The sequence below is a fragment of the Treponema sp. genome (assembly GCF_017430385.1).
Taxonomy (GTDB): domain Bacteria; phylum Spirochaetota; class Spirochaetia; order Treponematales; family Treponemataceae; genus Treponema_D.
Genome location: NZ_JAFRNB010000134.1, coordinates 1 through 19294, shown reverse-complemented (window position 1 = coordinate 19294; position 19294 = coordinate 1). Strand labels below are relative to the sequence as shown.

22 protein-coding genes, 1 tRNA gene and 1 pseudogene are annotated in these 19294 nt (G+C 44.0%); 9 read left to right on the top strand and 15 right to left on the bottom strand.

Annotation, left to right across the window (positions count from 1 at the left end):
• The first annotated feature begins 155 nt into the window (after window positions 1–155).
• Window positions 156–1124 carry a hypothetical protein gene (locus tag IJJ71_RS10130; protein WP_296846767.1) on the top strand — a complete coding sequence of 323 codons (969 nt, stop codon included), beginning with the start codon at window positions 156–158 and terminating at the stop codon, window positions 1122–1124.
• 169 nt (window positions 1125–1293) lie between these two features.
• Here IJJ71_RS10130 and IJJ71_RS10125 read toward each other — a convergent pair whose 3' ends face one another.
• The gene (locus IJJ71_RS10125; RefSeq protein WP_296846765.1) at window positions 1294–2490 is read right to left on the bottom strand and encodes an NADP-dependent isocitrate dehydrogenase; all 1197 of its coding nucleotides are present in this window, start codon (window positions 2488–2490) and stop codon (window positions 1294–1296) included.
• Window positions 2491–2840: 350 nt separating this feature from the next.
• Here IJJ71_RS10125 and IJJ71_RS10120 point away from each other — a divergent pair, with 350 nt between their 5' ends.
• The 4 genes from IJJ71_RS10120 to IJJ71_RS10105 all read left to right on the top strand — a co-directional run bounded on the left by IJJ71_RS10120 (window position 2841) and on the right by IJJ71_RS10105 (window position 7072).
• Window positions 2841–3521 carry a response regulator transcription factor gene (locus IJJ71_RS10120; protein WP_296846763.1) on the top strand — a complete coding sequence of 227 codons (681 nt, stop codon included), beginning with the start codon at window positions 2841–2843 and terminating at the stop codon, window positions 3519–3521.
• 9 nt (window positions 3522–3530) lie between these two features.
• Window positions 3531–4871 carry a sensor histidine kinase gene (locus IJJ71_RS10115; protein WP_296846761.1) on the top strand — a complete coding sequence of 447 codons (1341 nt, stop codon included), beginning with the start codon at window positions 3531–3533 and terminating at the stop codon, window positions 4869–4871.
• Window positions 4872–4889: 18 nt separating this feature from the next.
• Complete coding sequence (sufU, locus tag IJJ71_RS10110; RefSeq protein ID WP_296846759.1) at window positions 4890–5363, top strand: Fe-S cluster assembly sulfur transfer protein SufU; 474 nt, start codon at window positions 4890–4892, stop codon at window positions 5361–5363.
• 122 nt (window positions 5364–5485) lie between these two features.
• Complete coding sequence (locus IJJ71_RS10105; protein ID WP_296846757.1) at window positions 5486–7072, top strand: glucose-6-phosphate isomerase; 1587 nt, start codon at window positions 5486–5488, stop codon at window positions 7070–7072.
• A 464-nt stretch (window positions 7073–7536) separates the two neighbouring features.
• On the opposite strand, the pseudogene IJJ71_RS10100 reads toward IJJ71_RS10105, so the two are convergent.
• Window positions 7537–7833 (bottom strand): annotated as a pseudogene (locus IJJ71_RS10100) (AAA family ATPase); the annotation flags it as partial.
• Window positions 7834–8054: 221 nt separating this feature from the next.
• Here IJJ71_RS10100 and glpK point away from each other — a divergent pair.
• Together glpK and IJJ71_RS10090 are read left to right on the top strand one after the other, a co-directional pair.
• On the top strand, window positions 8055–9545 hold the full coding sequence (gene glpK / locus IJJ71_RS10095) for a glycerol kinase GlpK (RefSeq protein ID WP_296846755.1): 1491 nt from the start codon (window positions 8055–8057) through the stop codon (window positions 9543–9545).
• 29 nt (window positions 9546–9574) lie between these two features.
• Window positions 9575–10501, top strand: a complete 927-nt coding sequence (locus tag IJJ71_RS10090; RefSeq protein WP_296846753.1) for an alpha/beta fold hydrolase — start codon at window positions 9575–9577, stop codon at window positions 10499–10501.
• Between the two features lie 25 nt (window positions 10502–10526).
• On the opposite strand, the gene IJJ71_RS10085 is transcribed toward IJJ71_RS10090, so the two are convergent.
• Window positions 10527–11390 carry a TatD family hydrolase gene (locus IJJ71_RS10085; protein ID WP_296846752.1) on the bottom strand — a complete coding sequence of 288 codons (864 nt, stop codon included), beginning with the start codon at window positions 11388–11390 and terminating at the stop codon, window positions 10527–10529.
• 129 nt (window positions 11391–11519) lie between these two features.
• Between IJJ71_RS10085 and IJJ71_RS10080 the strand changes: the two genes are divergently transcribed.
• Window positions 11520–11607, top strand: a tRNA-Leu gene (locus IJJ71_RS10080).
• A gap of 132 nt (window positions 11608–11739) precedes the next feature.
• Here IJJ71_RS10080 and IJJ71_RS10075 read toward each other — a convergent pair.
• From IJJ71_RS10075 to rpsP, 11 genes are all read right to left on the bottom strand, one after another.
• Window positions 11740–12279 (bottom strand): hypothetical protein, encoded by a 540-nt coding sequence (locus tag IJJ71_RS10075; RefSeq protein WP_296846751.1) that lies wholly within the window; start codon window positions 12277–12279, stop codon window positions 11740–11742.
• Window positions 12266–12451: a hypothetical protein gene (locus IJJ71_RS10070; protein ID WP_296846750.1), complete on the bottom strand. Its 186-nt coding sequence runs from the start codon at window positions 12449–12451 to the stop codon at window positions 12266–12268. The genes IJJ71_RS10075 and IJJ71_RS10070 overlap by 14 nt, the downstream gene beginning before the upstream one ends.
• Window positions 12448–12822: a YraN family protein gene (locus IJJ71_RS10065; RefSeq protein WP_296846749.1), complete on the bottom strand. Its 375-nt coding sequence runs from the start codon at window positions 12820–12822 to the stop codon at window positions 12448–12450. Before IJJ71_RS10065 ends, IJJ71_RS10070 begins: the two co-directional genes overlap by 4 nt.
• Before the next feature lie 63 nt (window positions 12823–12885).
• Window positions 12886–13146, bottom strand: a complete 261-nt coding sequence (locus IJJ71_RS10060; RefSeq protein ID WP_296846748.1) for a phosphohydrolase — start codon at window positions 13144–13146, stop codon at window positions 12886–12888.
• A 34-nt stretch (window positions 13147–13180) separates the two neighbouring features.
• Window positions 13181–13441 (bottom strand): EscU/YscU/HrcU family type III secretion system export apparatus switch protein, encoded by a 261-nt coding sequence (locus tag IJJ71_RS10055; protein WP_296846746.1) that lies wholly within the window; start codon window positions 13439–13441, stop codon window positions 13181–13183.
• Window positions 13442–13445: 4 nt separating this feature from the next.
• Window positions 13446–14528: a hypothetical protein gene (locus IJJ71_RS10050; RefSeq protein WP_296846745.1), complete on the bottom strand. Its 1083-nt coding sequence runs from the start codon at window positions 14526–14528 to the stop codon at window positions 13446–13448.
• A gap of 140 nt (window positions 14529–14668) precedes the next feature.
• Window positions 14669–15136 carry a 50S ribosomal protein L19 gene (gene rplS, locus IJJ71_RS10045; protein WP_296846744.1) on the bottom strand — a complete coding sequence of 156 codons (468 nt, stop codon included), beginning with the start codon at window positions 15134–15136 and terminating at the stop codon, window positions 14669–14671.
• 2 nt (window positions 15137–15138) lie between these two features.
• The gene (trmD, locus tag IJJ71_RS10040; RefSeq protein ID WP_296846743.1) at window positions 15139–15906 is read right to left on the bottom strand and encodes a tRNA (guanosine(37)-N1)-methyltransferase TrmD; all 768 of its coding nucleotides are present in this window, start codon (window positions 15904–15906) and stop codon (window positions 15139–15141) included.
• A 4-nt stretch (window positions 15907–15910) separates the two neighbouring features.
• Entirely contained in the window at window positions 15911–16513 is a 603-nt protein-coding gene (gene rimM / locus IJJ71_RS10035) for a ribosome maturation factor RimM (protein ID WP_296846742.1), read from the bottom strand.
• A gap of 7 nt (window positions 16514–16520) precedes the next feature.
• Complete coding sequence (locus tag IJJ71_RS10030; protein ID WP_184659332.1) at window positions 16521–16754, bottom strand: KH domain-containing protein; 234 nt, start codon at window positions 16752–16754, stop codon at window positions 16521–16523.
• Between the two features lie 20 nt (window positions 16755–16774).
• Window positions 16775–17023 carry a 30S ribosomal protein S16 gene (rpsP, locus tag IJJ71_RS10025; protein WP_296846741.1) on the bottom strand — a complete coding sequence of 83 codons (249 nt, stop codon included), beginning with the start codon at window positions 17021–17023 and terminating at the stop codon, window positions 16775–16777.
• A gap of 159 nt (window positions 17024–17182) precedes the next feature.
• Between rpsP and IJJ71_RS10020 the strand changes: the two genes are divergently transcribed.
• A complete protein-coding gene (locus tag IJJ71_RS10020; protein ID WP_296846739.1) occupies window positions 17183–19000 on the top strand; it encodes a methyl-accepting chemotaxis protein in 1818 nt (605 codons plus the stop codon).
• On the opposite strand, the gene IJJ71_RS10015 is transcribed toward IJJ71_RS10020, so the two are convergent.
• On the bottom strand, window positions 19001–19294 hold a 294-nt coding region (locus IJJ71_RS10015; protein WP_296846737.1), incomplete at its 5' end, for a pseudouridine synthase.

Below are 19294 nucleotides of genomic sequence, written 5' to 3'. Positions count from 1 at the left end.
TGGGCGCAATCAATTTGCGGAGGGGCTTTCCACGGTTCCGCTTCCGCTCCATTCCTCCGCTTCGCTACGGAACGCTTGCGCGCCGTTACAATCCCTGCGCGGCTATTTCTTACAAACTTGTCGAACTTTTCTTCCTGTTCTGATATACTTTTTTCATGAAATTTTCACGATTTTTTTCAATCATTTTCATTTTTCTTCTATTAAATCAATCAGCTTTTTCGTTAGGCAAAAAGGACAAAGATTCCGACAAAAAAGAAATCGAACCGATAAAAGAAGAAAAAATTCCAAATGAAACAATCAAAATCGACCTTTTTCTGGATACAAAAAAGCCAAATTCCAAAAATCACTTCAACTGGCACGCTTCGTCAAAATCATCCTCGTCTTCTTCACCAAACTCGGACAATTCTTACAAGGACTATTTTGACACGATTTCAGGAGCATCAAAAGTCCACAGCACAAAAAATTTCCGCGAATTTTCAGCAGATTCAAATTCCAAAAACCTGCGCACGCCAAAGGGCTTACGAAACCTCTGCCTTTATGCCGTTTCAAATCCAGAAATGCTTTCAGCCGACAATTTTTCAGTCACGCAGCAGGGCAAAAAACTAACGATTACATTCACCCACCGCGAAAATTCATACAAAATCGAGACCAACGAAAAAGGCATTCTGACCCCACCAGAAGGATTTTTCATCAAACTAAAAGAAAAAAACAGCGAGCCGAAAAAAGAGAATCAAGAAGCCCCGGCCGAGAAGGATTCAAAAGACACTAAAAAAAGCGAAAAAAACGAGGAAAACCAAGCACCTGAAAAAACAAAGGCAGAAACCGCCGAGCCAAGCGAAATCACCGACAACTTCCAAAAAGACGAGCCAGAAGAATCACTAAAAGCAATTTTCAAAGGCAAACTGACAGCAAATCTAACCGCCGAAGGAATCCTAACGCTAAAAGGAAAACTAAAGCTGACCAAAAAGGAAAAGCCCGAAGAGCCGAAGAAAGAAGCAGAGGAAGAAAAGGCCGAAGAAGAAAAATCTGCGGAAGAAAAGCCTGAGGATGTAAAATCAGCCGAAACTGAAGCAACCACTAAGGAAGAAAAATCAAACAAAGTGATTATAAAAAAGGAAGATTAAAAAAAACAGACGGAAGCGGGGTTCGTCCCTGAATCCACTTTGTGCGGGCGAGCGAAGCGAGTCCAATTTCCAAATACGCACAACCGTGGATTACAAGGGACGGTTCCCGCTGGGAGTCTGTTTTTTTTTTACACAGCGAGTTTATTCATTTGTTAGTACTAATTCGTGTTTACAGCTTTTCAGCGATTTTATCAATAAACTGCCAGCTGTCAACAACCTCTTTTGCAGGAGGGTTCGCCAGACGCGCCAAGTCGCCTGTCATTGTGCCCTCTTCGATTGTGTCGAGCGTGGCTTTTTCCAATCGTTTTGCAAAATCAGCAAGTTCTGGTGTGCCGTCAAGCTCAGCCCGTTTTGCGAGTGCTCCAGTCCAGGCAAAAATCAATGCCACAGGGTTTGTAGAAGTTTTTTCACCCTTCTGGTAGCGGTAGTAGTGCTTCTGGACAGTTCCGTGGCTTGCTTCGTACTCGTATTTTCCGTCCGGGCTAACGAGAACGCTTGTCATCATTGCCAAAGAACCGCAAGCAGAGGCAATCATGTCACTCATAACATCGCCGTCGTAGTTTTTGCAAGCCCAGAGCATTCCGCCCTCGCTCTTCATGATTCTGGCAACAGCGTCGTCAATCAATGTGTAGAAATATTCAAGTCCGGCTTTTTCGAACTTTTCCTTGTACTCAGTGTCGAAAACTCGCTGGAAAATTTCTTTGAAGTTGCCGTCGTAAGTCTTTGAAATTGTGTCCTTCGTGCCGAGCCATACGCTGATTTTCTGATCCAAAGCGTAAGTGAAGCAGCAGCGAGCAAAGCTTTCGATTGACTTGTCGAGGTTGTGGATTCCCTGAATGATTCCAGGCCCCTTCATCTCCATGATAGTCTTGCGGATTTCTTTTCCATCCTCGCCTGTGAAGACAAGTTCTGCCTTTCCTGCGCACGGAGTCTTAATCTCGCAGTTTTTGTAAACATCACCGTAAGCATGTCGTCCGAGAACGATCGGCTTCTTCCAGCTTGTGACATTGCAGGCAACATTCTTAACGAAGATTGGAGCACGGAAAACAGTGCCGTCAAGCTCGCCGCGGATGATTCCGTTGGGGCTTGGGGTAAGCTGCTTAAGGTTGTATTCTTTTACGCGGGCTGCGTTGCTGGTGATTGTGGCGCATTTTACGCCGACTCCGAGCCGTTTGATTGCAGCCGCAGACTCATAAGTGACTTTATCATCGGTGTCATCGCGGTGCTTCAAGCCCAAATCATAATATTCGGTTTTCAAATCGACGAAAGGCTCAAGAAGTTTTTCTTTGATAACCGCCCACAAAACTCTGGTCATTTCATCGCCGTCAAGTTCGGCGATTGCGTTTTTCATCTGAATTTTTGCCATAATGCTGGAATTATACAGAAAATGCGTTAAAATGTATATAAATTAATCAGGAATGAGGAATTAGGAATTAATGTTGGGGGAAGTCTCCCCCTACGCGCCCACTTCGTTGGTCGCTACCCCTTCACCTAAGGGGCTTCGCCCCTTAAAATCCCTAGATGGTGGCTCGAGGTTCAGGCACAGCCTTCACCGAGACTCGCGCGTAGTGAAACGAAGAAACTTGGCTCGCAAGTTTTCTTAACGCTCCCTACCCGCAACGCCCCATTTTTTAAGTTTAAATTCATTCTGTTTTAAGATTCTGTAAGGCAGAAGGGTTTATCATTTAAATATAAAAATCCACATGGAGGTAAACTATGCGCGTATTATTGGTTGAAGATGAAGAAGGACTTTCACGGGCTCTTGTTGAAATTTTTAAAAAGAATCGAATCAGCATTGACGCGGTTCTTGATGGAAAAGAAGGTCTCAAATACGCTGAGTCTGGAATCTATGATGTTCTCGTTTTGGACATCATGCTCCCAGGAATTGACGGAATCTCTATTCTCAAAACCCTGCGTGAAAATCACAACAATGTTCCGGTTATTTTCCTTACCGCAAAAGACGATGTAACTGATAAAATCACAGGCCTTGATGCAGGTGCTGACGATTATCTCACTAAGCCATTCTCAAGCGATGAGCTTCTTGCACGAGTACGGGCACTTTCACGCCGCAAGGGAGAGCTCAAAGAAGATTCAGTAACATTCGGAGACTTGACACTCAACAAAAAGAACTGCGAGCTTCAGTCTCAGGCAGGCGAGGCAATCAAGCTTTCTCTCAAAGAATATCAGATTCTTGACCTTTTGTTCGAGAACCCACACCAGATTATCACAAAAGAGCAGCTCATCGAAAAAATCTGGGGCGGCGAATCAAACGCAGAATACAACAATGTCGAGGTTTACATTTCGTTCATCCGAAAGAAGATCGAGAACCTCAAGGTCGGAATCAGAATCCGCACAGCCCGCGGAATCGGATATTCGCTCGAAGACGAAAGCCGATAGGATTCGCCAATGAAAGTCATTAAACAGCTTCAGGTCAAATTTGTCTATTCGATGATTCTTATCGAAATGATAGTTTTCGCCGCAATTCTTCTTTCGTTGAATTTAGCAATTACCAAGAGGGAATCACAGGAAGCAAAGAATTTTCTTGTTTATCTTGCTAACAACAATGGGCACATGCCACGGCCGAAGCCGTTTAATGACAAGATTATAACAAATAATTATCCTGCCAGCGGTTTTATCAACGACATCGATGCGACATCCTCTGCAAGCAGGGAACGCCCGGAAGATTTCATTCACAGTCTCGTGAACTTTTTCAATATTGAGCAAGTCACAGAGACAAACATGCGCAATTATTTTTCTGTAAAAGTGCTCAACAACGGCGTAATCGTAGAGCTGATCCAGGATTTCCCTCTCAATTACACAGTCGAAGAAATCTCCAACCTTACGCAGGAAATTTTAAAAGACGGAAAGACATCAAATTATATCGGCGGTGTCATGTATTACATCAAGGAGCTGAACAACACGCACAGGCTCATCTGCATGGTCAACCGCAATTCCGAGCTTAAGACCCTCAGTAAATTCTACCTTTATTCTACTCTACTTTACATTCTCAGCATCATAGTCTCGGTCATAATTTCAATTCCGATTTCAAAATATATGATTCACCCGGCAGAAGATGCATTTCTCAAGCAAAAGCAGTTCATAGCCGATGCCAGCCACGAGCTGAAAACTCCAATCGCCGTAATCGGAGCGAACATCGATGTTCTTGAAAGCGAAATTAGAAACAACAAATGGCTTGAATACATCAAAGCGGAAAACCAGCGCATGGGCGAGCTAGTAAAGGATTTGCTTTACCTTGCCAAAAATGATGCGGGGCGCAACGAACTCACTTTCTGTAATTTTGATTTCTCGAACGCGGTTGAAAATTCCGTGCTTCCTTTTGAAGTCGTTGCTTTCGAAGCTGGAAAAACTTTAGAATTCAACATCGAAAAAAATATTATCTGCAATGGTGACGAAAAATCCCTCAAACAGGTTTTCATCATTCTTGTTGATAACGCGCTCAAAAACTCTGAGGAAGGCGCAAAAATCACCGTAACGGCTTTTCAAGAAGGTCAGAAAATTGTCTACAAAGTATTCAACACAGGAGCAGGCATTCCAAAGGATGAACTTGAAAAAATCTTCCTCCGCTTCTACCGCTCAGATTCTTCACGAGTCCGAAAAACCGGCGGATGCGGTCTGGGACTTGCAATCGCCCGTGCTATTGCGACAGACCACGGCGGCACTCTGGTAGCAGACAGCCAAGTCGGCGAATGGGCAGAATTTACATTGACGATACCAAAAAAACGCTAAAACTGATACAATAGAACTATGGAAACAAAAGAACTTTACCGCGAAATTTTAAACGAACATAACATAAATCCGGCTCACAAAGAAGAACTTTCAGGAGCCAATCTCACATTGCAGGGCGTAAATCCAAGCTGCGGCGACAACATCACTTTAAAGCTCAAGACTGAAAACGGAAAGATTGTTGACGGTGCATTTGATGGAAGCGGCTGCGCAATTTCTCAGGCAAGCGTTGACATGATGCTCGATTTAATTATCGGAAAGCCAGAGGACGAAGCCCTCCGCCTGTGCGAAATCTTCATGGGCATGATTCAGGGAACTGTCACCGAAGAGCAGATTGAGGAACTTGATGAGGCAAGCGCACTCCGCGCAATCCAGCACATGCCGGCACGCGTAAAATGCGCAGAACTTGGCTGGCGGACAATGCGAGAAATGCTCGGTCTAAAGAAAGATACGGCAACAGCTACAGCATCTCACCCGGACTGCCCTACAAATTAAAACACTTGTAATTTGCGCCAATTTGTACTATTTCGTGTCTTCTTTTCTCTTTTACTGACTTCCATTTCATTCTCTATTTGTGATATAATTTATCATCTTATTTTTAATGAGGTGAAATGGTTATGTCTATCACATGGGAAAATCTTGACAAACTTTCTTCTTTCAAAAAACTCCAGTCGCTCAAAGGTGCAGTAAGCGTTAAGAACGAGCTTTCTGGCGCAAACGCAAGCGACCGCGTAAAAAAATACTCAGTTCCAATGGGAGCAGGGCTCGTCTACAACTATGCCGCAAAACAGGTCGATGACAAAGTTCTCGCTGTTCTCAAAGAGCTTGCAGCTGAGGCTCAGCTCACAGAAAAGTTCGCAGCAACATACAACGGTGAAGTAATCAACACTGGCGAGAAACGCATGGTATTGCACCACCTCTGCCGTGGTCAGCTCGGAAACAATGTTATGGCTGACGGTGCTAACAAACGCGACTTCTACATCAACGAGCAGAAGCGAATCGCTGACTTTGCAGAAAAAGTTCACTCTGGCGCAATCGTAAACGCAAACGGCGAAAAATTCACAACTGTCGTTCAGATTGGTATCGGTGGCTCAGACTTGGGTCCACGCGCTATGTACCTCGCTCTCGAAAACTGGGCAAAGGCAACAGGCACATTCAAAATGGAAGCAAAATTCATCTCGAATGTTGACCCGGACGATGCAACAGCAGTTCTTAAATCAACAGACCTCGCTCATTCAATCTTCATTCTTGTTTCAAAATCAGGAACAACCCTTGAGACTCTCACAAACGAATCATTCGTAAAAGACGCTCTCAAAAAAGCAGGCCTCAATCCATCTAAACACATGATTGCTGTAACTTCAGAGACTTCTCCATTGGCTCACAACCCGGACTATCTCGAAGCATTCTACATGGATGACTACATCGGTGGCCGCTACTCTTCAACTTCCGGAGTCGGCGGAGCAGTTCTTTCACTCGCATTCGGTGCAAAAGTATTCGATGACTTCCTCAAAGGCGCTGCCGAAGAAGACAAACTCGCAACAAACGAAGATATCCTCAAAAATCCGGCCCTTTTGGACGCTCTCATCGGAATCTACGAGCGCAATGTCCAGAACTATCCTGCAACAGCCGTTCTTCCATATTCACAGGCTTTGAGCCGCTTCCCTGCTCATCTTCAGCAGCTCGACATGGAATCAAACGGAAAGAGCGTTAACCGCTTCGGTGACGCAATCAACTATGTTACAGGCCCAGTAATCTTCGGTGAGCCAGGCACAAACGGCCAGCACTCATTCTACCAGCTCCTTCACCAGGGAACTGACATCATTCCGCTCCAGTTCATCGCATTCAAAGAGAATCAGGCTGGAAACGATGTTACAATCGAAGACTCAACAAGCCAGACAAAACTCGGCGCAAACGTAACAGCTCAGATTATGGCATTCGCTTGCGGTAAACAGGATGCAGATCCAAACAAATCATTCGCAGGTGAGCGACCATCAAGCCTCATCTACGGAAAACAGCTCACACCTTCAACATTGGGCGCACTTCTCGCTCACTACGAGAACAAAGTTATGTTCCAGGGATTCGTATGGAACATCAACAGCTTCGACCAGGAAGGCGTACAGCTCGGTAAAAAACTCGCCAAGACAGTTCTTTCAGGAAAAGCAGAAGGCGCATTGAAGGCTTACACTGAATTGTTAGACCTCTAATGCTGCACAGGATGTGCAGAAAAAGCACAGAGAGAATTTTCCTTTTGGAAAATTCTCGTACGAATCAGGAAATCCATGGATGGATTTCCTGTTCGAGGCATATACAGAACTTTTAAGCCTCTAAAGCTGCCTTTGAATGTTAATGATTCACCTCAGTCTAGTTTTTAGGCTGAGGTATTTTAACTAATCTGGCTATTGCTTCCAGCCAACCATGCCCTTGCCACTGCTGGAAAAAACAACGCCAATCTTGAACATCTGCTTACCACTTACAGCAAATCGGCAATCGCTGCTTTTATTATGGAAAGAACCTGATTAACATCTTATTATAGAAGAAAGAACAAGAGGTTGTTTTTCAAGAGTTTTTACAAGGAATGATGGTGTTCCACTTGAAAACCAGTATGACCCGAAATCTTTTTCCATGATGTAATTATATTATTAAAGCGTTCTGCAGAATCATCTGATTTTCTTTCAATGGTATACTTTCTTTCATAATCATCCAAAATTGATTCTAACCGAGCTTTTAACCGTTCCTTAGTTTCGTAACTGTTGGCTCCAAAACTAATCTTCAAAACAGGATATTCAGTCCAGTCCTTTTCTAGGTTTTCTATTGCAAGCCCCTTAAAAAGCTACTTCTTTCCAAGAAAAAAACACTCCAAAGTTGAAAGCAAAAGACTTTTTCCAAAACGGCGCGGGCGGCTTAAAAAATACGGAGTGCTGGTCTGCACAAGTTAATGGACAAATTGGGTTTTATCAACATAAACACAGTTCTGGCCTTTTGGTGTTGATAAAAATGGTGCAGGTAGTTCAGTAGATTCCGGAGCAAGCAGCAAGATGACCGCAAAACTCTGCGAGATACTTGATAAGCTCCTGGGCATTCCGGGAAATGCCGTGTATGTCAGTTATTTCGGCACCTCAAACTGGGGCTGGAACGGTTCGAATTTCTAATTGCTAATTGCCGTTTCCTGATTTATAATTTTATATAATGAAAAAATACATCATCTCTTTGGATCAAGGCACAACTTCTTCTCGTGCCATTGTTTTCGACAAAAATCAAAAAATTATCGGGCTTGCCCAGCATGAACTTCCACAAATTTACCCGGAAGAAGGATGGGTTGAGCATGACCCAATGGAAATCTACGCCACACAATATGGGGTCATGGCTGAAGCTCTTACAAAAAATAATATTTCCATCGATGAAATTGCTGCGATTGGAATCACAAACCAGCGTGAGACTACAATTCTGTGGGATAAGGCAACAGGAAAGCCGATTTACAACGCGATAGTCTGGCAATGCCGGCGTACAGCCGAAATCTGTGAGCAGCTAAAAAAAGACGGCTGGGAAAATTACATAAAAAAGGCGACAGGTCTTCTGATTGACGCTTATTTTTCTGCAACAAAAGTAAAATGGATTCTGGATAAGGTCGAAGGAGCAAGGGAGCGGGCCAAACGCGGAGAAATTCTTTTCGGCACGGTGGACACATGGCTTATGTGGAAGCTTTCACAGGGGAAAATCCATGCCACGGACTATTCAAATGCCAGCCGCACGATGATGTTCAACATCAACACACTCAAATGGGACAAAAAAATCCTTGAGGCACTCGACATTCCCGAACAGATGCTGCCTGAAGTCCATCCTTCGAGCTATGTTTACGGAAATGCTGACATCCTGAACAATGCAGTTCCGATTGCAGCCGTTGCGGGAGACCAGCAGGCGAGTCTTTTCGGGCAGGGATGCTTTGAGAAAGGTCAGGCAAAAAACACTTACGGCACAGGCTGTTTTCTGATGATGAACACAGGCGACAAGCCATGCCGAAGCAAAAATTCCCTTCTGACATCGATTGCCGCAAGCACGCAGGAGAATTGCGTTCAGTATGTTCTTGAGGGAAGCATTTTCTCTGGCGGTTCGGTGGTTCAGTGGCTCAAGGACGAGCTTCACTTTTTTGAAACTAGCGCAGAATCCGAAAAATATGCCTGCCAGGTAAGTGACAGCGGAGGAGTCTATGTCGTTCCTGCTTTTACAGGAATGGGCGCACCTTACTGGGATATGTACGCGCGCGGCTGCATCATGGGAATCACTCGTGGCACAAAAAATGCGCACATCATCCGCGCGGCCCTTGAAAGCATTGCCTTCCAGACTCACGATTTGGTTGAATGTATGCAAAAAGACACCAAAATCCAGCTTACGGCCCTTAATGTTGACGGCGGGGCAAGCGGGAACAATTTTCTGATGCAGTTCCAGAGCGATATTCTTCAGATTCCAGTTCAACGGCCGGAAATGAAGGAAATCACCTCGCTTGGAATCGCACAGCTGGCCGGGCTTGCAATCGGAATGTTCAAAAATCTCGAAGAAATCCGGGCAGTCCAGCGCAATATAACAGTGCTGAATCCAGCTATGCCCGAAGAAACCCGCAAAAAACTGCTCCACGGCTGGGAAAAGGCGGTTTCTCGAAGCCGAGATTGGGTTGAGCACTAATCATTAGCACAAAGCAACAGGAGAATTACATGAAAAAAGAAAAATTATATTTTGACAGCACGAACGGAGCGGACAAAATCTGCTATTTTAAATATTCACCAGAGAACGAACCAAAAGCCATTTTTCAGATGGTGCACGGCATGGCGGAATATGCCGAACGGTACGACGCGCTTGCAGAATTGATGTGCTCTCACGGCTATGTCTGCTACATCCATGAGCATGTCGGCCACGGAAACACCGCAAAGGATATTGACCATCTTGGGCTTTTTCTCGATGAAAATCAGTCGGTAACGCTTGTTGAAGACACTCACAAAATGTCTGAAATCGCAAAAAATGAAAATCCGGGGCTGAAACTTAATCTTTTCGGTCACAGCATGGGAAGTTTTGTAGTCAGGCTCACAGTGGCAAAATACGGAAATGATTATAATTCCCTGGTAATTTGCGGAACAGGCGCAAAGGATCCGAAAGTGCCGCTTGGTCTTACAGTAATCAAAGTCCTCAAATTGTTCAAAGGAAAGGATTTTAAGAGCAAATTCATCGATAAAAGCAGCTTCGGCGCATACAATGACCGCTTCAAGCCTGTACGGACTCCGTTGGACTGGCTATCCGTCAGCAAAACAAATGTGGACCATTACATCGCAAGCCCTTACTGCGGATTTTTGTTCAGTCTTGACGGCTACAAAATGCTAATGGAAGTAAACCGGGATGCAAACAAAGCCTGCACATTTGCAAAAACTCCTTCCTCGCTCCCGATTTTCCTGATTGCAGGAAGTGATGATCCTGTTGGGCATTACGGCGAAGACATTCCGAAAGTCTGCGGTGAATACAAGGCCACAGGAGCCACGGATTGCACCTACAAGCTGTACGAAGGTTACAGGCATGAGATTCTGTGTGATGACTGCGCTCAGGAAGTCCGAAACGACATTCTCGCCTTCGTGGAGCGGGTTACAAAATAACCCTGCCCCAAAAACAAAAAACAGCCTAAAGATTGAACAGGGTGCGGATATTCCTGTCCACAGTCACGCTCAGCTCGCTTGCCAATACTCCGCGGGCATGAGCGACAAAGTTGTAGCAGTGCTCGACAAAGACAGGCGTATTAATCTGACCACGCAGCGGAACAGGAGCCAGATACGGCGAATCTGTTTCCATCAAAATGCGGTCGTTTGGAACATAACGCAAAAGTTCAATCATCTCGTCCATTTTGACCTTTTTAGTGTAAGTCACGCCACCACCAAAAGCAATGTACCAGCCCAAGTCCAAAAATTTCTCGGCTTCTTTTTTGCCATAAGAATAGCAGTGTATGATTCCGTTGTGATAGCCCATGTTCTTTATGCAATCAAGCGTATCATCAAAGGCATCGCGGCTGTGAACGATTACAGGAAGATTCATTTTGCGCGCAAGTTCAATCTGCATCTGGAAAAGCTCCCTCTCGCCCTCGTAAACGCTCTGATCAAAATCGCTCTCACACCTTCCGTCCACTCCGCTTGGATTCCAGTGATGGTCAAGGCCGCACTCACCAATTGCAACAAGATGAGTCTTGTCCATAAATGTCTCAATTGAATCAGTAAGTTTCTTGACGGACTCAGTTCTGTTTTTGATTTCGTCTACATCCGGCCAGATTCCTGCAGAATAATAAATCATCTCGCTGGCTGCATCACGAACGCCGGGCAACATTTTTGCAAAAGTCTCCTGAAACTGAACATGGCGGCGAAGCAAGTCATCGCACCTCGTTCCAATATCAAGACCGAAAAACATATTTCTTTCGACGAGCTGGCCCAAAATCTCAGCCCCGTCCAACCCGTCTTCGATTAAATGATGAAAATGAAAATGTGTATCGCTGAACATAATGCTATTCTAGCGAATTTAGAAAACTTTGCAAAGTTTCAGAAAGTTCTATAAAAACTCATGGTCAATCTTGAAAAACAAGGATTTTTATGATATTATTATCGAGTTGTTTGTAAAACAAGCAGCGATGCCAGGATGGTGGAATAGGTAGACACAAGGGACTTAAAATCCCTCGACAGCTAATACCGTCGTGCCGGTTCGATTCCGGTTCCTGGCATATGCATTCAATACAAAAAAGCGGTTTCCCGTCGAAAACCTGTCGCCAAAGTCACGGTGAACAAGTTCAAGTGACTTTGTGACAGAACTTCGACTCCAACCGCTTTTTTTGCATTAAACGGCTTACATAGAACTATTTTACCTGGCTGAAAAGACCGGCCATTTCGTTGCGCCACTCGCCTCGTTCAGATTCCCTTGCTTCCCATTCGATTGTTTTTTTGATTGTGAAATGCTTTTGGTCGTGAGGATTTGCGAAATAAAGCACGGCAAATTTTCCCTGCCCGATATAGCTGATTTTTTCGTTAGGACCAGTTTTTTCAGTTTCAGTAAGTTTTGCAATAACGCAGTCAAAATGAACAGGATTTCCGCTGTTCTGGTTTGAGATTGCACTTGCAATGTCTTCGATTGGCTGGCCACAAATTTCGCATGTTACAACCTGCTCTTTAAACGCCCTGATTGCGATTCGGCTTTCTTCGATTTCTTTTTGACTGACAGAATTTAAAAGCCTGCGGCGTTCCTGCCTTCTTTCGTAGGCTCCGCTTCCACGGCTCTCATGTCCTTTTTCTGAACGCTCGGATTTGTCGCCCGATTTCTGGCGATCATTCTTTTCATTATTGTTGTCACGGTTCCAGTTTCGGTTTCTTCCACCGCGTCTTCTGTCACTTCGGCTCATGCCTTCTCCTCATTAGCTCGTGCTCGCTGTCCTCAACAATTTTACGGCTTAAAACCTGCGCGATTCTTTGAACAGCGTAGTCGATGTAATCTGCATCGTGTATTTTTTTGCGCAATTCCATAACGCGAGGTGAAAATGTTCCGTCTAATACGACTGATTTAGAAGAAGTCATATAAACTCCGTAAAAGCATTTTGAATATGATAAACAGGCGGCAGATTAGGCATGTCTATGACGATTACATCAAATCTGATTTTGCTGCTATTATATTCTCGATGTTTTAAGAGAAAAAAATTAGCCGTTTTGACAATTTTTCTCTGTTTTCTTAAATCAAGTTCATGTGCAAGAATCTCCGCATTCCCGCTAGGGAGGGCCTTTACTTCCACAAAAACCAGAACATCATCCTTGTGTGCAATTATATCAATTTCTCCGCTTCTTGTCCGAAAATTCCGCTCAATTATGCGGTAGGAATTATCAATTAAATATGCGCAGGCCTTGTCTTCACCTTCATTACCAATTAAACCTGTAGTTTTCCGTTCAATCAAGCCTGTTCCTAAACTCCCAAAAAGTGCTCAATAATTTCGGACTTTGCATTTCAATCCGAACTTTTATGCTTCTTCAACTTCCTCAAGATCTTCGAGCATATAAATTGAATCCGGTGCGGCGGTCTTCCCGTCTGTTACAAGATGACCGTAAGTAAGAAGATAGTCTATTTTCCAACGCTGAATCGCATTTATGTGATAATTTTTAACGGCTTTTTCTTCGCCAAGGAACATGTTCTCGCCGTCATCAAAAAAAACCGGAGCCGAAAAACGCATTCCGAGTTTGAGTTCTTTGCAGTCAATTTTTGTAAATTTTTTCTCAGACATATTTTGCTCCTGTTTAGTTTTATCTATTATATATCTAAGAATTCGCTTCGTCTAGCTTTATTACAAAAGCAAAAATCGTCGCGATAGCCTCATAAGTTGACTCAGGGATGAAAGAGCCGACGCTTTGCATAGAAAGCACATTCGCCATTTCAGCATTTTCAACCACAGGAACATCGTTTTCATCGGCGATTTCAACGAGCCTCTTAGCGACCGAACCTTTTGCCTTTGCGCTTATATAGGGAGCATCGGCCCAATCAGGATAACGGAGCGCGACCGCAGAAAATATTTCTTCCATAATATCAAGCCGTTCCATCCAGCATTGAAAATTTCTCATCCCCGGCACAAAAGCCTTTGAGAGAAGCAAAATCGTCCAGCTCAACTGAGACTTTTTTATTGAACATGGATGAAAGAACTTCGCATAAATGAGATTTTTTGGAATCAGTAATCTCCGAATCCGAAGCGAACTTCACCGAACTGACCTCAGCATTTTTATAGTTTACCACAAAAATATGATTTTTCACAGGATTATTTAATTCAATCACAAGTTTTTCAAGATTTTTAAGTTCCGAATCAAAAAGAAGCCGCATATTTCCCGAATAAAAGCGGAAATTCCATTCAAAAGGAAGCACAATCCAATGCCTGAGCGGAACATCCTTTTTACAAGAAGAAAGAACAGTATTAAAAGCCGTGAGAATTCCAAAGTCATTCGAAGAAGCAGCCTCATCGACCTGGGAAAAATAAGCCTTAACAGCCTCACAAGAAAAAACTTGCGCTTTCCACTTTCCACTTTCCGTTTCCCGCTTTCCACTTTCCTCTTTCCGTTTTCCGTTTTCATTTTGATGCTTCCGTCCGATAATGGTCTGAACCCGCTCATCGCTTGATTTTATGCCCTTTTCTTCAAGAAGAAGCGAAACCTGGGCTTTTTCTTCCTTATTTTCAGAATCCTTCGCCTGTTTCAAAGCCTTTTTTGCCGATTCTACATCGAACTTCATTCCAATCTGCTGCATGAACTGAAGGATTTTAAAACTTTCGGTATTGGGCTCAAATCCGAGCGAAGAAAGAATATTTGCGACCTGCGGAGAAATTTCAGAATTGCCACCAGCTCCGCCGAATTTCTGCAAGATTTCAGAAGAAACATTTTCCTTCACAAGAGAAAGCTGGACACTCTCACCTTTCAAGCTCACCTTGGCAGAAAAAACACGGCCAATCTGCAAAGGAGTTTCGGACTTCACATTGATTTTTTGCCCTGCAAGAGAGACAGAATAAGAGCCGTCGCCGTTTTTAGCAAGCACCCGCCCAGTAATGACAGTACCGCTCCGCAAAATCGAAAAATTCGCCCTATTCTGAGAAATCTGCCCTTGTATAACGGAAACTTTATTCATAAACAATACGTGGACAAAAAAGAACCACAGATGTCACAGATTAACACAGATTAAATTATAAATCTGTGACATCTGCGTAATCTGTGGTTTAATCGCTAATTGCTAACTGCAAATTGCTGATTTATTAAGCTGATAAAAGCCTACTCTTTCTTTCCTGAGTGTTCTGCAGCTTCCTCAGCTTTAACCTCAGCTTTGAGAGCTGCTTCTTTTTCTTCAGCGGCTTTAGAGAGGTCGCGAGACCATTTGAGGTACTCAACTGCTGGCTGACCGATAAGTTCTTTAACTTTAGCAGCCTTACCAATCTTGTCGCGTACATAGTAGAGCTTAGAGCGGCGAACTTTGCCAGGGCGAACAATTTCAACATTTACAACGCGTGGGCTGTAAACTGGGAAGATTCGCTCAACACCAACACCGTAAGAAATCTTGCGGACTGTGAAAGTCTTGCGAACACCCTCGTTCTTGATAGCAATTACGAGTCCTTCAAAAATCTGGATTCGTTTTGTTTTACCTTCGATAATCTCAAAGTGGACTTTTACTGTGTCGCCGACTCTGAAATTAAGAGAAGTCTCATCTTTCTGCTGTTCTTCAATAGTCTTGATAAGATCCATTGTTATTTTCTCCTGTTCTTGCGGACATGCTTTAGAGAAACTTGTTCCGCGATTTCCTCAATCATCTTTTCAGCTTCTGTAGTGAGCAAGCCCTGCATTCTTGCGCTGGCGATTAAATCTGGCCTGTTTGCAAGAGTTTTCTGGAGCCGCTTTTTCAGCCGCCACTTCCGAATAAGCTCATGGTTGCCCGAAGTAAGAACCCCCGGCACTGCCAAGTCCTTGTATACAGCCGGGTGCGTATACTGAGGATATTCCAAAAGTCCGTCAGAATAACTTTCTTCGTCAAGGCTTTCTGGAGTGATTACATTCTCGACCAATCTGTAGACTGAATCTACAATGACCGTTGCAGCAAGTTCTCCGCTTGACATGACATAATCCCCGATGGAGATTTCATCATCGACATACAAATCGATTATTCTTTGGTCAATACCTTCGTATCTTCCGCAGACCAATACGATTTCGTCCTTCTGACTAAGTTCTAACGCTTTTTTCTGTGTGAAAGGCTTTCCAGATGGCGTGACATAAATCACATGCTTCTTGTAGGCCTTTACGCTGTCAAGCGCCCTGCCGAGTGGTTCTGCCATTAAAAGCTGCCCCGCTCCGCCCCCGTACGGCTTGTCATCACATGTCTTGTGTCTATCAAAGGCAAAATCCCTGATATTCACTAAATCGTAGGCAATAATTCCCTTTTCAACCGCTTTCGCCATGATTGAGGCTTCAAAAAAAGCGCGCGGAATCTCAGGAAATAAGGTCAGCACAGTAAATTTCATGGAATTACTCCAGAATCCAGAGGTGCATCAACTGGATTATCTTGTTTTTGACATCAACCTTACCTATGAACTGGTCTTTGAGCGGCACATAAACCGTACGAACCTTTCCATTGGAATCGTATTTGATGCTGTTACTAAGACAATCACAATCCTCGGCCAGGTGAACTTCTAACAGGTTCCCAGAACCGCCTTCCATTACGTCTGTGATTGTACCCACCTTTATGGGCGCAGAATTCTCTGCCAATCCGTCTTTGCTCTCATAAACAAGGGCACAATTTTTTAAGTCTTCAACATACCACTCGTTCTCATTAAGAGGACAAGCAAACTCTCGTGGCACGACAATTTCCCATTTGCTGTACTTCTGCACAAGCTCCGGGCTGTCAATTCCTTTAAGTTTCATGTACAAGTCACGGCCGCCGACTTCCGCGTATTCAACCGAAAAACTTTTCTGCTCCCCGGTCCTGCCGTTTCTCAAAGTCACCTCGGACATATCAGCGAAATGCTCGTATTCTCCGGAAGTGCTCTCAACTTTAAATTCGCCCGTTATGCCGTGTGAGCCACGAACGAAGCCAACGATAAAGCTGTCGTTTAAATTAGATTTTTCCACAGTTCAATTAGTCCAGTATGTCAAGGCTGTAATGCTTGCCGTCTCTACTGGCTGATGCACTCAATACTGTGCGCAACGCTTTAGCAATTCGGCCGTACTTGCCGATTACCTTACCAATATCACCCTGGGCTACGCGAAGCTCCAAAACTGGGCCTCTTTCGCCTTCGGTTTCATTTACCGAGACTGCACTGGGATCATCGACCAATGATTTTGCAATATATTCAATCAGGTCTTTTTCCATTCCCCGTTACTCCCGTTAAATTATTTGTTAAGGCCGTTCTTGCTAAGAATTTTTTTGACTGTTTCTGTTGGCTGAGCTCCAACGCTAATCCAATACTTAGCACGCTCCATGTCGACAGTAACCTGATTGCCCTCTGTCTGAGTTACAGGCTGATAAGTGCCGATTTCTTCGATTGTCGTGCCATCACGCGGCTTGCGTGAGTCCTGAACGACGATTCGGTAGCAAGGTCGTTTTTTTGCACCGAGTCTCTTGAGTCTGATTTTGACCACAATATTCCTCCATAAATAGAATTGTGAAATAATACTATATCTTTTTTGAAAAGAATAATCAATTGGTTCATGAGTATAATTTTAAAAATAATAAGGCTTTATTTTCTTTAAATCTTTCTGAAAAAGCATTATAATTTAAGATATCTGGAGAATTTCACTATGTTTAGAACTTTGAGATTTAAATTCATTGCAGGATTTGCATCTTTCATTTTAATATCCCTTGTCATCGTTTCAGCCATATCAACCATGAGCGTCATAAAAACCGCTGAAGAATTTGCGGAAATTCAGGGAGTTCCCGTGGTCGAAAAAGTCTGGAACTACATTGACGGCGACAAATTTGAAAATCTTGCAAAAAGTCTGGATCGCGACAGCCAGTGGGCAGAAGAAACCCGGCTGTGGATGCTGGAAGTTGCAAATTCGGTGGGCTGCTCATACCTTTTTACCATGGCGCCAGTTTCGGGTACAACTTACCGCTACATAATCGACGGAAGCTGTGATCCCAGCGACACCGAAAATTATTCCCCCATGGGAAGCGAAGAAGACATAAAATCATGGAGCTCAGCCCCCTTCGACACCATGAAAACCGGCGAGCTCACCACATCAGGCGTAACATATCAGGAAGGCTGGGGCTGGACAGTTTCAACATACAAAGCTATTAAAAATTCCCGGGGCACAACCGTCGGTTTTGTCGGCTGTGACTTTGAGATTTCTTCCATAATCAGGACAATCAAAATCCGGGCCTTTACAATCGGAGCCTGTGGCCTTATTCTTCTGTTTATCGGGGCCGCGATTCTTTACATTTTCACAAACGTGATTTTCGGCTCAATGAAATTAATCTCCAGCGAAATGAAGCAGATTTCTGACGGACAGGCTGACCTGACCCACAGAATCCCGGAAAAAGGCAATAATGAACTTACAGACCTGGCCCGAAACTGCAATAAAGTCATTCAAAGCATGGCAAATCTCGTTGAAACCCTGCAGCAGGAAACAAGCGTTCTTCTAAATTCAGGCTATAAACTTTCGGAACGCATGACTTCTTCCCTTTCTCAGATTTCAGGAGCAGCAGACGACGTAACCGAAATAAATTCCCAGATTTCTTCCCAGGCCCACAAAGTTGAGCTCATAGCCGGGGGAATCAATTCCGTTAAATGCGAGATTTCAAATCTGGATGAAAGAATCAATGAGCAGGCAGGAGCCATTTCAGAAAGCTCAAGCGCAATAGAACAGATTTCACAGAACATAAATTCCGTAAGCCATAACGTAGACACAATAACCCATGAATATGAAATACTTACTGAAGAAGCCCATAACGGCGCAAAGCTTCAGGAAGAAGTTTCAAGCCAGATAGACGAAATCTCAAAACAGTCGGAAAACCTCAATGAAGCAAACCAGGCAATTGCGGCGATTGCGGAACAGACAAACCTTCTGGCAATGAACGCGGCCATAGAAGCAGCCCATGCAGGTGACGTCGGAAAGGGATTTTCGGTCGTAGCAGATGAAATCCGTGCCCTTGCCGAAACTTCCGCCACCCAGTCAATGGAAATCAAAAATCTTCTTGACGGCATTTCCGAGGCAATTCAGGGAATAGTAGAGTCTTCAAGGCAGTCAAGCGAATCTTTTGAGAGAGTCGGCTCAAAAATTTCCAGAATTGATTACATGATGAAGGAAGTCAAAGGCGGAATGGCTGAAGAAAAGGCTGGAGTCCAGAACATACTTCAGACAATGCAGAGTCTGGATCAGTCACGAAGACAGATTGAAGGTGCCTCTGGAAACATGAAGGAAGCAAGTCAGTCTGTTTTTGAGGGAATTTCAGAGCTCAAATCGATTTCAGAAGTCACCCTTCAGAACTCCCAGAGAATTACGGATGCAATCAGCGACATGAAGTCGGCAGCAAACGAAGCGTCAAGTGCAAGCGAAACCTCAAATGACGCCACACAGAAAGTAGTTCACATGATAAACGGCTTTAAGGTAAGGTAGCTAAAAGCCGGAATTTGAGCTGACGCACAGGGTTTCACCTGTTACAGGGTGCTGAAAAGAAAGGCTTTTTGCATGGAGCATAATCCGTTCATAAGGAAGGGAGCCGTAAAGGACATCGCCTAAAATAGGAATTCCAAGCGAGGAAAGATGCACGCGAATCTGATGGGTTCTGCCTGTAAGAGGCCGGCATTCCAAAAGCAGAAAAGAAAAGCCCTTAAAGTCCGGATTTGTATCAAGAGCAAGGGAAGCAGCATCTATTTTTTTTAATACGGTAAATTCAGTTTTAGAGGAAAG

Coding starts and splice junctions, on each gene's coding strand:
- rplS (WP_296846744.1), bottom strand. CDS start 15,136: ATGGATCTTATCAAGACTATTGAAGAACAGCAGAAAGATGAGACTTCT.
- IJJ71_RS10060 (WP_296846748.1), bottom strand. CDS start 13,146: ATGTCTGAGAAAAAATTTACAAAAATTGACTGCAAAGAACTCAAACTC.
- IJJ71_RS10115 (WP_296846761.1), top strand. CDS start 3,531: ATGAAAGTCATTAAACAGCTTCAGGTCAAATTTGTCTATTCGATGATT.
- glpK (WP_296846755.1), top strand. CDS start 8,055: ATGAAAAAATACATCATCTCTTTGGATCAAGGCACAACTTCTTCTCGT.
- IJJ71_RS10020 (WP_296846739.1), top strand. CDS start 17,183: ATGTTTAGAACTTTGAGATTTAAATTCATTGCAGGATTTGCATCTTTC.
- IJJ71_RS10075 (WP_296846751.1), bottom strand. CDS start 12,279: ATGAGCCGAAGTGACAGAAGACGCGGTGGAAGAAACCGAAACTGGAAC.
- IJJ71_RS10125 (WP_296846765.1), bottom strand. CDS start 2,490: ATGGCAAAAATTCAGATGAAAAACGCAATCGCCGAACTTGACGGCGAT.
- IJJ71_RS10105 (WP_296846757.1), top strand. CDS start 5,486: ATGTCTATCACATGGGAAAATCTTGACAAACTTTCTTCTTTCAAAAAA.
- IJJ71_RS10085 (WP_296846752.1), bottom strand. CDS start 11,390: ATGTTCAGCGATACACATTTTCATTTTCATCATTTAATCGAAGACGGG.
- IJJ71_RS10130 (WP_296846767.1), top strand. CDS start 156: ATGAAATTTTCACGATTTTTTTCAATCATTTTCATTTTTCTTCTATTA.
- IJJ71_RS10055 (WP_296846746.1), bottom strand. CDS start 13,441: ATGGAAGAAATATTTTCTGCGGTCGCGCTCCGTTATCCTGATTGGGCC.
- IJJ71_RS10090 (WP_296846753.1), top strand. CDS start 9,575: ATGAAAAAAGAAAAATTATATTTTGACAGCACGAACGGAGCGGACAAA.
- IJJ71_RS10050 (WP_296846745.1), bottom strand. CDS start 14,528: ATGAATAAAGTTTCCGTTATACAAGGGCAGATTTCTCAGAATAGGGCG.
- trmD (WP_296846743.1), bottom strand. CDS start 15,906: ATGAAATTTACTGTGCTGACCTTATTTCCTGAGATTCCGCGCGCTTTT.
- IJJ71_RS10120 (WP_296846763.1), top strand. CDS start 2,841: ATGCGCGTATTATTGGTTGAAGATGAAGAAGGACTTTCACGGGCTCTT.
- IJJ71_RS10070 (WP_296846750.1), bottom strand. CDS start 12,451: ATGACTTCTTCTAAATCAGTCGTATTAGACGGAACATTTTCACCTCGC.
- sufU (WP_296846759.1), top strand. CDS start 4,890: ATGGAAACAAAAGAACTTTACCGCGAAATTTTAAACGAACATAACATA.
- IJJ71_RS10030 (WP_184659332.1), bottom strand. CDS start 16,754: ATGGAAAAAGACCTGATTGAATATATTGCAAAATCATTGGTCGATGAT.